Here is a 15,563-nt window from a genome sequence, read left to right as displayed (position 1 = left end):
GTTACCCTGATCAAGACCATCGCAATGGAAGACGGTCTGCGCTTCGCTATCCGTGAAGGCGGTCGTACCGTCGGCGCCGGCGTCGTAGCAAAAATTATTGAATAAGTAGTTGATTTCTCATGATCAGGCCGGCATAATGGCCGGCCTGATACAGCGTTAAAGGTCAGTAGCTCAATTGGCAGAGCGACGGTCTCCAAAACCGTAGGTTGGGGGTTCGATTCCCTCCTGACCTGCCATTCACCTCGGTGTGATGGCTTTCTTCTCACAGGATCCTCCTCGATGACTCCCAAAACTGAAGCCCAAGAATCGCGTTTTGATCTGTTCAAGTGGCTGGCTGTTGTTGTATTGGTAGTCGTTGGTGTTGTGGGTAATCAGTATTACTCCGCAGCTCCAATCCTGTATCGCGTCCTTGCGCTTCTTGCTCTGGCTGCCGTTGCGGGCTTTGTCGCCTTGCAGACTGCGAAGGGTAAGTCGTTCTTTGCGCTGGCGAAGGAAGCTCGTACCGAGATTCGTAAAGTCGTGTGGCCGACCCGCCAGGAAACCACTCAGACCACGCTCATTGTTGTGGTTGTCGTGTTGGTTATGGCGTTGCTGCTGTGGGGTCTCGATTCCCTGCTCGGCTGGGCGGTCTCCTTGATTGTTGGCTAAGGGTGTCCCGTGGCTAAGCGTTGGTACGTCGTGCATGCTTACTCGGGTTACGAGAAGCATGTGATGCGCTCCCTGATCGAGCGCGTCAAGCTGGCTGGCATGGAAGACGAGTTCGGCGAGATCCTGGTCCCGACCGAAGAAGTTGTTGAAATGCGCAATGGCCAGAAGCGCAAGAGCGAGCGCAAATTCTTCCCTGGCTATGTGCTGGTCCAGATGGAAATGAACGAAGGGACTTGGCACCTCGTCAAGGACACCCCTCGTGTCATGGGTTTCATTGGTGGTACCGCAGACAAGCCTGCGCCGATCACCGATAAAGAAGCTGAAGCTATCCTGCGTCGCGTTGCCGATGGTAGTGACAAGCCTAAGCCCAAGACGCTGTTCGAGCCGGGTGAAGTGGTTCGAGTCATTGATGGTCCGTTTGCTGACTTCAATGGCAGTGTCGAAGAAGTTAACTACGAAAAGAGCAGGCTGCAGGTTGCAGTGCTCATTTTCGGTCGCTCTACTCCGGTAGAGCTCGAGTTCAGCCAGGTCGAGAAGGTCTAGGCGAACGACGCATCCCATACCCCGCAGCCCTATGTGCTGCGGGGTTTTGTCGTCACTGGGATAAAACGCAAGTCATACGGGGAGCCATCTGGCGTTCGTACCCGATTTTGGAGTAGCTCATGGCTAAGAAGATTCAGGCTTACATCAAGCTGCAAGTTAAGGCCGGCCAGGCCAACCCAAGCCCACCCGTTGGTCCAGCACTGGGTCAACACGGTGTTAACATCATGGAATTCTGCAAGGCCTTCAACGCCCGTACACAGGGTCAAGAGCCAGGTCTGCCGACTCCAGTGATCATCACTGTCTACAGTGACCGTAGCTTCACCTTCGAAACCAAGAGCACTCCTGCCTCGGTTCTGCTGAAGAAAGCTGCTGGCCTGAGCAGTGGTTCGGCTCGCCCGAACACCGTCAAGGTTGGTACCGTTACCCGGGCTCAGCTGGAAGAGATCGCCAAGACCAAGCAGGCTGATCTGACTGCCGCTGACCTGGATGCAGCTGTGCGCACCATCGCCGGCTCTGCCCGCAGCATGGGCCTGAACGTGGAGGGTGTGTAATGGCTAAGCTGACTAAGCGCCAAAAGGCTATCGCCGAGAAAATCGAAGCAGGCAAGGCCTACAACTTCGAAGAGGCCGCGACTCTGCTGGCTTCGCTGCCGGCCGCCAAATTCGTCGAGTCCTATGACATCGCCGTCAACCTCGGTGTTGACCCGCGTAAATCCGACCAGGTCGTTCGCAGCGCTACCGTGCTGCCGCATGGCACTGGCAAGACCGTTCGCGTTGCCGTCTTCACCCAGGGCCCAGCTGCTGAAGCTGCTCTGGCTGCCGGCGCTGACCGCGTAGGTATGGACGATCTGGCTGCCGAAATGAAAGGCGGCGACCTGAACTATGACGTCGTAATCGCATCGCCTGATGCCATGCGTGTTGTAGGTCAGCTGGGTCAGGTCCTGGGTCCTCGCGGCCTGATGCCGAACCCGAAAGTGGGTACTGTAACTCCAGACGTAGCCGGCGCCGTCAAGAACGCCAAGGCCGGTCAGGTTCGCTACCGTACCGACAAGAACGGTATCATCCACACCTCCGTTGGCAAGGTCGGCTTCGAAGCTGGCAAGCTGAAGGAAAACGTTGAAGCCCTGATCGCCGATCTGAAGCGTATCAAGCCGGCTTCCTCGAAAGGTATCTACGTCAAGCGCGTCACCCTGAGCACCACCATGGGCCCAGGTCTGATCATCGATCAGAGCTCGCTGAACGTGTAATGCTCGGCCGGTGCGGCCCTGTCCGCACCGGCTGCTGAAAATTGGGGTCCCTGCCTGGCGGGGGCTATCCAAGACCGTAGGCGGCGCAAGCCTTAAACCACAAGCCTACGCAGATGGTGCTCCCGATTCGTTACCGAATCAGACACCAAAACGACATCCGGCCTCGGCTGGATGAAACGGTAGAAACCAGGAGTAAACCCGTGGCAATTAAACTCGAAGACAAGAAGGCCATCGTCGCTGAAGTCAACGAGGCTGCCAAAGTCGCTCTGTCCGCTGTCGTGGCTGATGCCCGTGGTGTGACTGTAGGCGCAATGACCGGACTCCGTAAAGAGGCCCGCGAAGCTGGCGTTTACGTACGTGTCGTACGTAACACCCTGCTCAAGCGCGCTGTTGAAGGCACCGAGTACTCGATCCTCAACGACGCGTTCAAAGGCCCGACCCTGATCGCCTTCTCCAATGAACATCCGGGCGCTGCTGCTCGTCTGTTCAAAGAGTTCGCCAAGGGTCAGGACAAGTTCGAGATCAAGGCAGCTGCGTTCGACGGCAAGTTCCTTGCCGCTAACCAGATCGACGTGCTGGCAACTCTGCCAACTCGCGACGAGGCTATCGCACAGCTGATGAGCGTAATCCAAGGTGCAACCAGCAAGCTGGCTCGTACCCTGGCTGCTCTGCGCGACCAGAAAGAAGCTGCTGCTGCCTAAGGCCGCGTAGCTTATTTCGAAATCAAACGTTTAATTTGATGGCCGCGTAGGCTGTCACCCCAATACAGGAATTCATAGTCATGTCTCTGACTAACGAGCAAATCATCGAAGCGATCGGCCAGAAAACCGTTCTGGAAATTGTTGAACTGATCAAAGCGATGGAAGAAACCTTCGGCGTTACCGCTGCTGCCGCCGTTGCTGCTGCCCCTGCTGGTGGCGCTGCTGCCGCTGCTGAAGAGCAGACCGAGTTCAACGTCGTTCTGGCCGAAGCTGGCGACAAGAAGGTCAACGTGATCAAGGCAGTTCGTGAACTGACCGGTCTGGGCCTGAAAGAAGCCAAAGAGAAAGTAGACGGCGCTCCTGCTGTCATCGCTGAAGGCGTTTCGAAAGAAGCCGCTGAAGACGCGAAGAAGAAGCTGGAAGAAGCAGGCGCTAAAGTCGAGCTGAAGTAATTTCGACTTTGCGACTCCAGCCCAAGCGTTGAGCGAAAGGCTGACGGCTGGTGGCTTATGCCACCGGCCTTTTTCCGTTATTGGTGGCCGATCAGGTCGGCCCCGATAACGAGCTGTAAAACACCCAAGAGGGTGTGCAAACCATGGGGTTTGCAGATTTTCTGGCTGCTTCCGCTCGGAAGGAGCCAAACAAGCAGGTGACCAAGCTGGGGAACGCTGATGGCTTACTCATACACTGAGAAAAAACGTATCCGCAAGGACTTTAGCAAGTTGCCGGACGTCATGGATGTGCCTTACCTCCTGGCCATCCAGCTGGATTCGTATCGCGAATTCCTGCAGGCGGGAGCATCCAAGGATCAGTTCCGCGACGTCGGCCTGCACGCGGCCTTCAAATCGGTATTCCCGATCATCAGCTACTCCGGCAATGCTGCCCTGGAGTACGTCGGCTATCGCCTGGGCGAGCCGGCTTTCGATGTGAAGGAATGTGTCCTGCGCGGTGTGACATTCGCTGTTCCGCTGCGTGTGAAGGTGCGCCTGATCATCTTCGACAAGGAATCGTCGAACAAAGCGATCAAGGACATCAAAGAGCAAGAAGTCTACATGGGTGAAATCCCCCTGATGACTGAGAACGGTACCTTCGTTATCAACGGTACCGAGCGTGTAATCGTTTCCCAGCTGCACCGTTCGCCAGGTGTGTTCTTCGACCACGATCGTGGCAAGACCCACAGCTCCGGCAAACTGCTGTACTCCGCCCGTATCATTCCTTACCGCGGTTCCTGGCTGGACTTCGAGTTCGATCCGAAGGACTGCGTGTTCGTTCGTATCGACCGTCGCCGCAAGCTGCCGGCCTCGGTACTGCTGCGAGCGCTGGGCTACAGCACCGAAGAAATCCTCAACACCTTCTACACCACCAACGTGTTCCACGTTTCCGGCGAAAAACTCAGCCTGGAACTGGTGCCTCAGCGTCTGCGTGGTGAAGTCGCGGTCATGGATATCCATGACGGCAGCGGAAAGATCATCGTTGAGCAAGGCCGTCGTATCACCGCGCGCCATATCAACCAGCTCGAAAAAGCCGGCGTCAAGCAGTTGGACGTTCCAATGGAGTACGTCCTGGGCCGCACCACTGCCAAGGCCATCGTGCATCCGGCCACCGGCGAGATCCTTGCCGAATGCAACACCGAGCTGACCACTGAGCTGCTGATCAAGGTCGCCAAGGCTCAGGTTGTACGCATCGAGACGCTGTACACCAACGACATCGATTGTGGTCCGTTCATCTCGGATACTCTGAAGATCGACACCACCAGCAACCAGCTGGAAGCCTTGGTGGAAATCTACCGCATGATGCGTCCAGGTGAGCCGCCAACCAAGGATGCCGCCGAGACCCTGTTCAACAACCTGTTCTTCAGCGCCGAGCGTTACGATCTGTCCGCTGTTGGCCGCATGAAGTTCAACCGCCGTATCGGTCGTACCGAGATCGAAGGTTCGGGCGTGCTGAGCAAGGAAGATATCGTCGACGTCCTCAAGACCTTGGTCGATATCCGTAACGGCAAAGGCATCGTTGACGACATCGACCACCTGGGTAACCGTCGTGTCCGTTGCGTTGGCGAGATGGCCGAGAACCAGTTCCGTGTCGGCCTGGTGCGCGTCGAGCGCGCGGTCAAGGAACGTCTGTCGATGGCGGAAAGCGAAGGCTTGATGCCGCAGGACCTGATCAACGCCAAGCCGGTCGCGGCGGCGGTGAAGGAGTTCTTCGGTTCCAGCCAGCTCTCGCAGTTCATGGACCAGAACAACCCACTCTCCGAGATCACCCACAAGCGCCGTGTCTCCGCGCTCGGCCCAGGTGGTCTGACCCGTGAGCGTGCAGGCTTCGAAGTCCGTGACGTACACCCGACTCACTACGGCCGTGTGTGCCCGATCGAGACCCCTGAAGGTCCGAACATCGGTCTGATCAACTCCCTGGCGGCCTATGCCCGCACCAATCAGTACGGCTTCCTGGAAAGCCCGTACCGCGTGGTGAAAGAAGGCGTGGTCACCGACGAAATCGTGTTCCTGTCTGCCATCGAAGAGGCCGATCACGTGATCGCCCAGGCTTCCGCTGCGATGAACGAGCAGAAGCAACTGGTCGATGAGCTGGTCGCCGTACGTCACCTGAACGAATTCACCGTCAAGGCGCCGGAAGACGTCACCCTGATGGACGTTTCGCCGAAGCAGGTTGTTTCCGTCGCTGCCTCGCTGATTCCGTTCCTCGAGCACGACGACGCCAACCGTGCATTGATGGGTTCGAACATGCAGCGTCAGGCTGTTCCGACCCTGCGCGCCGACAAGCCGCTGGTAGGTACCGGCATGGAGCGCAACGTTGCTCGTGACTCCGGCGTCTGCGTCGTTGCTCGTCGCGGTGGTGTGATCGACTCGGTCGACGCCAGCCGTATCGTCGTGCGTGTAGCCGATGACGAAGTAGAAACCGGCGAAGCAGGTGTGGATATCTACAACCTGACCAAGTACACCCGTTCGAACCAGAACACCTGCATCAACCAGCGTCCGCTGGTGAGCAAAGGTGATGTGGTCGCGCGTGGCGACATCATGGCCGACGGCCCGTCCACCGACATGGGTGAGCTGGCGTTGGGTCAGAACATGCGCATCGCGTTCATGGCGTGGAACGGCTTCAACTTCGAAGACTCCATCTGCCTGTCCGAGCGTGTGGTTCAGGAAGACCGCTTCACCACTATCCACATCCAGGAACTGACCTGTGTGGCGCGTGACACCAAGCTTGGCCCAGAGGAAATCACTGCGGACATCCCGAACGTGGGTGAGGCTGCGCTGAACAAGCTGGACGAAGCCGGTATCGTCTATGTGGGTGCTGAAGTCGGCGCTGGCGACATTCTGGTCGGTAAGGTCACTCCGAAAGGCGAGACCCAGCTGACTCCAGAAGAAAAGCTGCTGCGTGCGATCTTCGGTGAGAAGGCCAGCGACGTAAAAGACACCTCCCTGCGCGTGCCGACCGGCACCAAAGGTACTGTCATCGACGTCCAGGTCTTCACCCGTGACGGCGTTGAGCGCGACAGCCGCGCCCTGGCCATCGAGAAGATGCAGCTGGACGAGATCCGCAAGGACCTTAACGAAGAGTTCCGCATCGTCGAGGGCGCGACCTTCGAGCGTCTGCGTGCAGCCCTGAACGGCCAGGTGGTCGATGGTGGCGCGGGCCTGAAGAAAGGCACCGTGATCACTGACGACGTACTGAACGGTCTGGAGCACGGCCAGTGGTTCAAGCTGCGCATGGCCGAAGATGCTCTGAACGAGCAGTTGGAAAAGGCTCAGCAGTACATCGTCGATCGCCGTCGTCTGCTGGACGACAAGTTCGAAGACAAGAAGCGCAAGCTGCAGCAGGGCGATGACCTGGCACCGGGCGTGCTGAAGATCGTCAAGGTCTACCTGGCTATCCGTCGCCGCATCCAGCCGGGCGACAAGATGGCAGGCCGTCACGGTAACAAGGGTGTGGTCTCCGTGATCATGCCGGTCGAAGACATGCCGCACGACGCCAACGGTACTCCAGTCGACGTCGTTCTGAACCCGCTGGGTGTACCTTCGCGTATGAACGTCGGTCAGATCCTTGAAACCCACCTGGGCCTCGCGGCCAAGGGCCTGGGCGAGAAGATCGATCGCATGCTCGAAGAGCAGCGCAAAGCCGCTGAGCTGCGCAGCTTCCTGACCGAGGTCTACAACGAGATCGGTGGTCGTCAGGAAAACCTGGACGAGTTCTCGGACGAAGAGATCATCGCTCTGGCCAACAACCTGAAGAAAGGCGTGCCGATGGCTACGCCGGTCTTCGACGGTGCCAAGGAGCGTGAAATCAAGGCCATGCTGAAGCTGGCCGACATGCCTGAGAGCGGCCAGATGGTCCTGTTCGATGGCCGTACCGGCAACAAGTTCGAGCGTCCTGTGACCGTTGGTTACATGTACATGCTCAAGCTGAACCACTTGGTGGACGACAAGATGCACGCGCGTTCCACTGGTTCGTACAGCCTGGTTACCCAGCAGCCGCTGGGTGGTAAGGCGCAGTTCGGTGGTCAGCGTTTCGGGGAGATGGAAGTGTGGGCGCTGGAAGCATACGGCGCGGCATACACCCTGCAAGAAATGCTCACAGTGAAGTCGGACGACGTGAACGGCCGTACCAAGATGTACAAGAACATCGTGGATGGCGATCACCGTATGGAGCCGGGCATGCCCGAGTCCTTCAACGTGTTGATCAAAGAGATCCGTTCGCTCGGTATCGATATCGATCTGGAAACCGAATAACACGTGACGCGAAGGGGAGCGGGGCAGGTATTGCCCGCTTCCTGCTCCGCCAGGAGGAAAGGCCTTGAAAGACCTACTGAATTTGCTGAAAAACCAGGGTCAAGTCGAAGAGTTCGACGCCATCCGCATCGGTCTGGCGTCGCCTGAAATGATCCGTTCGTGGTCGTTCGGTGAAGTTAAGAAGCCGGAAACCATCAACTACCGTACGTTCAAACCTGAGCGTGACGGCCTGTTCTGCGCCAAGATCTTTGGCCCAGTCAAGGATTACGAGTGCCTGTGCGGAAAGTACAAGCGCCTCAAGCATCGCGGCGTCATCTGCGAGAAGTGCGGCGTTGAAGTCGCTCTGGCCAAGGTTCGTCGTGAGCGCATGGCGCACATCGAGCTGGCCTCGCCGGTTGCCCACATCTGGTTCCTGAAGTCGCTGCCGTCCCGTATCGGCCTGCTGATGGACATGACCCTGCGTGACATCGAGCGCGTGCTCTATTTCGAGAGCTACGTCGTTATCGATCCGGGCATGACCACCCTCGAGAAGGGTCAGCTGCTCAACGATGAGCAGTACTTCGAAGCACTGGAAGAGTTCGGTGACGACTTCGACGCCCGTATGGGTGCCGAGGCTGTTCGCGAGCTGCTGCACGCTATCGACCTGGAGCACGAAATTGGTCGCCTGCGCGAAGAGATTCCGCAGACCAACTCGGAAACCAAGATCAAGAAGCTGTCCAAGCGCCTGAAGCTGATGGAAGCTTTCCAGGGCTCGGGCAACCTGCCTGAGTGGATGGTCCTGACCGTTCTGCCGGTTCTGCCGCCGGATCTGCGTCCGCTGGTTCCGCTCGATGGCGGTCGCTTCGCGACTTCCGACCTGAACGACCTGTACCGCCGGGTGATCAACCGTAACAACCGTCTGAAGCGCCTGCTCGATCTGTCGGCGCCGGACATTATCGTGCGCAACGAAAAGCGCATGCTGCAGGAAGCGGTCGACGCCCTGCTGGACAACGGCCGCCGCGGTCGCGCCATCACTGGCTCGAACAAGCGTCCGCTGAAGTCCCTGGCTGACATGATCAAAGGTAAGCAAGGTCGCTTCCGTCAGAACCTGCTCGGTAAGCGCGTGGACTACTCCGGTCGTTCCGTAATTACCGTAGGTCCGACCCTGCGCCTGCACCAGTGCGGTCTGCCGAAGAAGATGGCGCTGGAGCTCTTCAAGCCGTTCATTTTCGGCAAGCTGGAAATGCGCGGTCTGGCGACCACCATCAAAGCTGCCAAGAAGATGGTCGAGCGCGAGCTGCCGGAGGTGTGGGACGTCCTCGCCGAGGTGATCCGCGAACACCCCGTACTGCTCAACCGTGCACCGACCCTTCACCGTCTGGGTATCCAGGCGTTCGAGCCGGTGCTGATCGAAGGCAAGGCTATTCAGCTGCACCCGCTGGTGTGTGCTGCGTACAACGCCGACTTCGACGGTGACCAGATGGCCGTTCACGTGCCGCTGACGCTGGAAGCCCAGCTGGAAGCGCGCGCGCTGATGATGTCGACCAACAACATCCTGTCGCCTGCCAACGGTGAGCCGATCATCGTGCCGTCCCAGGACGTGGTTCTGGGTCTGTACTACATGACCCGTGAAGCCATCAACGCCAAAGGTGAAGGTCGTGTGTTCGCCGACCTGCAGGAAGTCGACCGCGTATTCCGCGCCGGCGAAGCTGCGCTGCACGCCAAGATCAAGGTCCGTATCAACGAGACCGTGAAAGAGCGCGACGGCAGCATCGTCAAGAACACCCGTATCGTCGACACTACCGTCGGCCGTGCGCTGTTGTTCCAGGTAGTGCCAGCCGGTCTGCCGTTCGACGTCGTCAACCAGTCGATGAAGAAAAAGGCGATTTCCAAGCTGATCAACCAGTGCTATCGCGTGGTGGGTCTGAAGGAAACCGTCATCTTTGCCGACCAGCTGATGTACACCGGTTTTGCCTACTCGACCATTTCCGGCGTTTCCATCGGTGTTAACGACTTCGTTATCCCAGATGAGAAGGCGCGCATCATCGGTACCGCTACCGATGAAGTGAAGGAAATCGAGAGCCAGTACGCCTCCGGCCTGGTAACCCAGGGCGAGAAGTACAACAAGGTCATCGACTTGTGGTCCAAGGCGAACGACGAAGTGTCCAAGGCGATGATGGCCAACCTCTCGAAAGAGAAGGTCATCGATCGTGATGGCAACGAAGTCGAGCAAGAGTCCTTCAACTCGATGTACATGATGGCTGACTCCGGTGCGCGGGGTTCCGCTGCCCAGATCCGTCAGCTGGCCGGTATGCGTGGCCTGATGGCCAAGCCGGACGGCTCCATCATCGAGACGCCGATCACCGCGAACTTCCGTGAAGGTCTGAGCGTACTGCAGTACTTCATCTCGACCCACGGTGCTCGTAAAGGTCTGGCGGATACCGCATTGAAGACCGCGAACTCCGGTTACCTGACCCGTCGTCTGGTTGACGTGGCACAGGATCTGGTCGTGACCGAAATCGACTGCGGCACTGATCAGGGTCTGCTGATGACCCCGCACATCGAAGGCGGTGACGTTGTAGAGCCGCTGGGTGAGCGTGTACTGGGTCGTGTCATCGCCCGTGACGTGTTCAAGCCAGGCACCGAGGACGTCATCGTTCCGGCCGGTACCCTGGTCGACGAGAAGTGGGTCGAGTTCATCGAGCTGAACAGCATCGACGAAGTGGTCGTGCGTTCCCCGATCAGCTGCGAAACCCGCTACGGCATCTGCGCCAAGTGCTACGGTCGTGACCTGGCTCGTGGTCACCAGGTGAACATCGGTGAAGCTGTCGGCGTTATCGCTGCCCAGTCGATCGGTGAGCCGGGTACCCAGCTGACCATGCGTACGTTCCACATCGGTGGTGCTGCAAGCCGTACCTCGGCTGCCGACAGCGTCCAGGTGAAGAACGGCGGTATGGTTCGTCTGCACAACCTCAAGCAGGTCGAGCGTGCCGATGGCAACCTGGTTGCCGTTTCGCGTTCCGGCGAGCTGGCCATCGCCGACGAATTCGGTCGCGAGCGTGAGCGCTACAAGCTGCCTTACGGTGCGGTGATTTCGGTCAAGGAAGGTGAGAAGGTCGAAGCTGGCGCCATCGTCGCCAAGTGGGACCCGCACACCCACCCGATCGTTACCGAACTCAAAGGTACCGTGACCTTCGTGGGCATGGAGGAAGGCATCACCATCAAGCGTCAGACCGACGAGCTGACCGGCCTGACCAACATCGAAGTGATGGACGTCAAGGATCGCCCTGCCGCAGGCAAGGAAATCCGTCCAGCGATCAAGATGGTCGACGCTGCTGGCAAGGATCTGTACCTGCCGGGTACCGACGTTCCAGCCCAGTACTTCCTGCCGGCCAACGCCCTCGTCGGTGTGGCTGACGGTGCACAGATCGGTGTAGGTGACGTTATCGCGCGTATTCCGCAAGAAACGTCCAAGACCCGAGATATCACCGGTGGTCTGCCGCGCGTTGCCGATCTGTTCGAAGCGCGTCGTCCGAAAGAAGCCTCGATCTTGGCTGAAGTCAGCGGCACCATCGCGTTCGGTAAGGAAACCAAGGGCAAGCGTCGCTTGGTCATCACGCCGACCGATGGCAGCGAGCCGTACGAAGAGCTGATTCCGAAGTGGCGCCACTTGAACGTCTTCGAAGGCGAACAGGTAAACCGCGGCGAAGTTATCTCCGACGGTCCGAGCGATCCGCACGACATCCTGCGTCTGCTGGGTGTAAGCGCGCTGGCCAAGTACATCGTCAACGAGATTCAGGATGTTTACCGCCTGCAGGGCGTGAAGATCAACGACAAGCACATCGAGACCATCCTGCGTCAGATGCTGCGTAAAGTTGAGATCACCGAATCCGGCGATTCCAGCTTCATCAAGGGCGACCAGATGGAACTGACTCAGGTGCTGGTCGAGAACGAGCGTCTCGCCGCCGAAGATAAGTTCGTCTCGAAGTTCTCGCGTGTACTGCTGGGTATCACCAAGGCCTCGCTGTCGACCGAGTCGTTCATTTCCGCGGCTTCCTTCCAGGAAACCACGCGCGTCCTGACCGAAGCGGCCGTCACCGGCAAGCGCGACTACCTGCGCGGCCTGAAAGAGAACGTGGTCGTGGGTCGTCTGATCCCGGCAGGTACCGGTCTGGCCTACCACAGCGAGCGCAAGCGCCGCCGTGATGCCGACAAGCCGCTGCGTGTAAGTGCCAGTGAGGTGGAAGCCGCACTGACCGAAGCGCTGAACTCCAGCGGTAACTAAGAACAGGGCTAGGCCCCGGTTCATCCTCCACGTCATTGGCGACATGAATTGTTGCCGATGACCGGGCGGGGAGGGCCGGGGCCTCGTCTTGACTGGGTGCAAGATCCTCTTTAGACTTTTGTACCCTTAAATTTGGTGAGGCTCCGTCTCGCCAATTTTTGGCTTTCTTGCAAGACAATAGCGTCGCAAGACAATCAGTGGAGCTAGTAGATGGCAACTATCAACCAGCTGGTACGTCAGCCGCGTAAGCGTACCGTCGAGAAATCCGACGTACCTGCGCTGCAGAACTGCCCGCAGCGTCGTGGCGTGTGCACCCGTGTGTACACCACCACGCCGAAAAAACCTAACTCGGCACTGCGTAAAGTATGCCGTGTGCGTCTGACCAACGGTTTCGAGGTTTCCTCGTACATCGGTGGTGAAGGCCACAACCTGCAAGAGCACAGCGTCGTTCTGATCCGTGGCGGCCGTGTAAAAGACTTGCCAGGTGTTCGTTACCACACCGTTCGCGGCTCTCTGGATACTTCGGGCGTTAAAGGCCGTAACCAGGGTCGTTCGAAGTACGGTACCAAGCGTCCGAAGTAATCGGCCGTTTGCAGACATCCATTTTTTGAGTCGATAAGAGTAAGGTCGGGCAGGGGTCGAAGACCCGCGTCCCGGGCTAACCTGAAGACCGTTTGAGGGCTTATCATGCCAAGACGTCGTGTAGCAGCAAAACGTGAGATCCTGGACGATCCGAAGTACGGATCCCAGATTCTCGCCAAGTTCATGAACCACGTGATGGAAAGCGGCAAGAAGGCCGTAGCCGAGCGCATCGTTTACGGTGCCCTGGATACCGTCAAAGCACGCAAGAACAGCGACCCCCTGGAAATCTTCGAGAAAGCTCTCGACGCCATCGCTCCGCTGGTCGAAGTAAAGTCCCGCCGTGTAGGCGGTGCCACTTACCAGGTTCCGGTTGAAGTTCGTCCGTCCCGTCGTAATGCTCTGGCAATGCGCTGGCTCGTAGACTACGCCCGCAAGCGTGGCGAGAAGTCCATGGCTCTGCGCCTGGCCGGTGAACTGCTGGATGCTGCTGAAGGCAAGGGTGCTGCAGTCAAGAAGCGTGAAGACGTGCACCGTATGGCCGAGGCCAACAAGGCGTTCTCGCACTACCGCTTCTAATTCAAGCATCAATCTTTTTGCGAGGGCTTTATGGCTCGTACTACAGCAATTAACCGCTACCGTAACATCGGTATCTGCGCGCACGTTGACGCGGGCAAGACTACCACTACCGAGCGGATCCTGTTCTACACAGGTCTGAGCCACAAGATGGGCGAGGTGCATGATGGCGCCGCGACCACCGACTGGATGGTGCAGGAGCAGGAGCGCGGTATCACCATTACCTCCGCTGCCGTTACCACCTTCTGGAAAGGCTCCCGTGGTCAGTACGACAACTACCGCGTAAACGTCATCGATACCCCCGGCCACGTTGACTTCACCATTGAAGTTGAGCGTTCGCTGCGCGTACTCGACGGCGCGGTCGTCGTATTCTGCGGTACCTCTGGCGTTGAGCCGCAGTCCGAAACCGTATGGCGTCAGGCCAACAAATACGGCGTTCCACGTGTTGTTTACGTGAACAAGATGGACCGTGCTGGTGCCAACTTCCTGCGCGTTGTCGGCCAGATCAAGAACCGTCTGGGTCACACCCCGGTTCCAATCCAGCTGGCTATCGGTTCGGAAGACAACTTCCAGGGTCAGGTTGACCTGATCAAGATGAAGGCCATCTACTGGAACGATGACGACAAGGGCACCACCTATCGCGAGGAAGAAATTCCTGCCGATATGCTGGAGCTGGCTGAAGAGTGGCGCGCCAATATGGTCGAGTCCGCTGCTGAAGCCAACGAAGAGCTGATGAACAAGTACCTTGAAGAAGGTGACCTGTCTGTCGAAGAGATCAAGGCCGGTCTGCGCGCCCGTACTCTGGCGAGCGAAATCGTTCCTGCCGTCTGCGGCTCCTCGTTCAAGAACAAGGGCGTTCCCCTGGTTCTCGATGCCGTGATCGACTTCCTGCCTGCTCCGACCGAGATTCCTGCGATCAAGGGTATCCACCCTGATCTGGCTGATACGCCGAAGGAAGAGATCACCGAAGAGCAGCAGGACGAGCGTCATGCCGACGACAACGAGCCGTTCTCGGCTCTGGCGTTCAAGATCGCTACCGACCCGTTCGTTGGTACCCTGACCTTCGTTCGCGTCTACTCGGGCGTTCTGACCTCTGGTGACTCGGTCATCAACTCGGTCAAAGGCAAGAAAGAGCGCGTTGGTCGTATGGTGCAGATGCACGCCAACCAGCGTGAAGAGATCAAGGAAGTTCGCGCTGGCGACATCGCGGCCCTGATCGGCATGAAAGACGTTACCACTGGTGAAACCCTGTGCGACGCCGACAAGCCAATCATCCTTGAGCGCATGGACTTCCCTGAGCCTGTAATCTCGCTCTCCGTTGAGCCGAAGACCAAGCAGGATCAGGAGAAGATGGGTATCGCTCTGGGCAAGCTGGCTCAGGAAGACCCGTCGTTCCGCGTCAAGACCGACGAAGAGACTGGTCAGACCATCATCTCCGGTATGGGTGAGCTGCACCTGGACATCATCGTTGACCGCATGAAGCGTGAATTCAACGTTGAAGCCAACATCGGCAAGCCGCAGGTTTCTTACCGCGAGAAGATCACCAAGTCCGGTGTCGAGATCGAAGGCAAGTTCGTTCGTCAGTCCGGTGGCCGTGGTCAGTTCGGTCATTGCTGGATCCGCTTCTCCGAGCCGGACCAGGATGCCAACGGCAACATCACTGAAGGCCTGGTCTTCACCAACGAAGTCGTTGGCGGTGTTGTTCCGAAGGAATACATCCCTGCGATCCAGAAGGGTATCGAAGAGCAGATGAAGAACGGCGTCGTTGCCGGCTATCCTCTGATCGGCCTGAAGGCTACCGTGTTCGACGGTTCGTACCACGACGTCGACTCCAACGAGATGGCGTTCAAGATCGCGGCCTCCATGGCGACCAAGCAGCTGGCTCAGAAGGGCGGCGGTGTTGTGCTTGAACCGATCATGAAGGTTGAGGTAGTAACCCCTGAGGATTACATGGGTGACGTGATGGGTGACCTGAACCGTCGTCGTGGTCTGATCCAGGGTATGGATGACTCGGTCTCCGGCAAGGTTATCCGTGCAGAAGTCCCGCTGGGAGAAATGTTCGGTTATGCAACCGACGTCCGTTCCATGTCTCAGGGTCGCGCAAGCTACTCCATGGAATTCTCCAAGTACTCCGAAGCTCCGTCGAACATCGTCGAAGCACTCGTTAAAAAACAAGGCTAATCCAGCCCTTTAGGCAAGAGGTTCACTGTCGTGGCTAAAGAAAAATTTGATCGTTCCCTTCCCCACGTTAACGTCGGCAC

Annotated in this window: 12 protein-coding genes and 1 tRNA gene; all 13 read left to right on the top strand. The window is 58.1% G+C overall.

What is annotated here, in order from left to right:
• A partial coding sequence (locus BLS27_RS23270; RefSeq protein ID WP_081783966.1) for an EF-Tu C-terminal domain-related protein occupies nucleotides 1-105 on the top strand: 105 nt, incomplete at its 5' end.
• 55 nt (nucleotides 106-160) lie between these two features.
• Nucleotides 161-236, top strand: a tRNA-Trp gene (locus BLS27_RS23265).
• 43 nt (nucleotides 237-279) lie between these two features.
• Nucleotides 280-648, top strand: a complete 369-nt coding sequence (secE, locus tag BLS27_RS23260) for a preprotein translocase subunit SecE (RefSeq protein WP_043215359.1) — start codon at nucleotides 280-282, stop codon at nucleotides 646-648.
• A gap of 9 nt (nucleotides 649-657) precedes the next feature.
• A complete protein-coding gene (gene nusG, locus BLS27_RS23255; RefSeq protein WP_011531880.1) occupies nucleotides 658-1,191 on the top strand; it encodes a transcription termination/antitermination protein NusG in 534 nt (177 codons plus the stop codon).
• A gap of 119 nt (nucleotides 1,192-1,310) precedes the next feature.
• Nucleotides 1,311-1,742, top strand: a complete 432-nt coding sequence (rplK, locus tag BLS27_RS23250; protein WP_043215356.1) for a 50S ribosomal protein L11 — start codon at nucleotides 1,311-1,313, stop codon at nucleotides 1,740-1,742.
• Entirely contained in the window at nucleotides 1,742-2,437 is a 696-nt protein-coding gene (gene rplA, locus BLS27_RS23245; protein ID WP_043215354.1) for a 50S ribosomal protein L1, read from the top strand. Before rplK ends, rplA begins: the two co-directional genes overlap by 1 nt.
• 200 nt (nucleotides 2,438-2,637) lie before the next feature.
• Complete coding sequence (gene rplJ / locus BLS27_RS23240; protein ID WP_043215352.1) at nucleotides 2,638-3,138, top strand: 50S ribosomal protein L10; 501 nt, start codon at nucleotides 2,638-2,640, stop codon at nucleotides 3,136-3,138.
• An 80-nt stretch (nucleotides 3,139-3,218) separates the two neighbouring features.
• Nucleotides 3,219-3,590 carry a 50S ribosomal protein L7/L12 gene (rplL, locus tag BLS27_RS23235; RefSeq protein WP_043215349.1) on the top strand — a complete coding sequence of 124 codons (372 nt, stop codon included), beginning with the start codon at nucleotides 3,219-3,221 and terminating at the stop codon, nucleotides 3,588-3,590.
• 219 nt (nucleotides 3,591-3,809) lie between these two features.
• Nucleotides 3,810-7,883: a DNA-directed RNA polymerase subunit beta gene (gene rpoB / locus BLS27_RS23230; RefSeq protein WP_043215345.1), complete on the top strand. Its 4,074-nt coding sequence runs from the start codon at nucleotides 3,810-3,812 to the stop codon at nucleotides 7,881-7,883.
• A gap of 64 nt (nucleotides 7,884-7,947) precedes the next feature.
• Entirely contained in the window at nucleotides 7,948-12,147 is a 4,200-nt protein-coding gene (gene rpoC / locus BLS27_RS23225) for a DNA-directed RNA polymerase subunit beta' (RefSeq protein WP_043215343.1), read from the top strand.
• A 210-nt stretch (nucleotides 12,148-12,357) separates the two neighbouring features.
• On the top strand, nucleotides 12,358-12,729 hold the full coding sequence (gene rpsL / locus BLS27_RS23220) for a 30S ribosomal protein S12 (RefSeq protein ID WP_003257088.1): 372 nt from the start codon (nucleotides 12,358-12,360) through the stop codon (nucleotides 12,727-12,729).
• A 105-nt stretch (nucleotides 12,730-12,834) separates the two neighbouring features.
• Entirely contained in the window at nucleotides 12,835-13,305 is a 471-nt protein-coding gene (rpsG, locus tag BLS27_RS23215; RefSeq protein WP_003246741.1) for a 30S ribosomal protein S7, read from the top strand.
• 30 nt (nucleotides 13,306-13,335) lie between these two features.
• Complete coding sequence (gene fusA / locus BLS27_RS23210; RefSeq protein ID WP_043215341.1) at nucleotides 13,336-15,483, top strand: elongation factor G; 2,148 nt, start codon at nucleotides 13,336-13,338, stop codon at nucleotides 15,481-15,483.
• The last annotated feature ends 80 nt before the right edge of the window (nucleotides 15,484-15,563 follow it).

This window comes from Pseudomonas guariconensis, from assembly GCF_900102675.1.
GTDB classification, from domain to species: Bacteria; Pseudomonadota; Gammaproteobacteria; order Pseudomonadales; family Pseudomonadaceae; genus Aquipseudomonas; species Aquipseudomonas guariconensis.
This window is presented reverse-complemented; position numbering and strand designations above follow the sequence as displayed.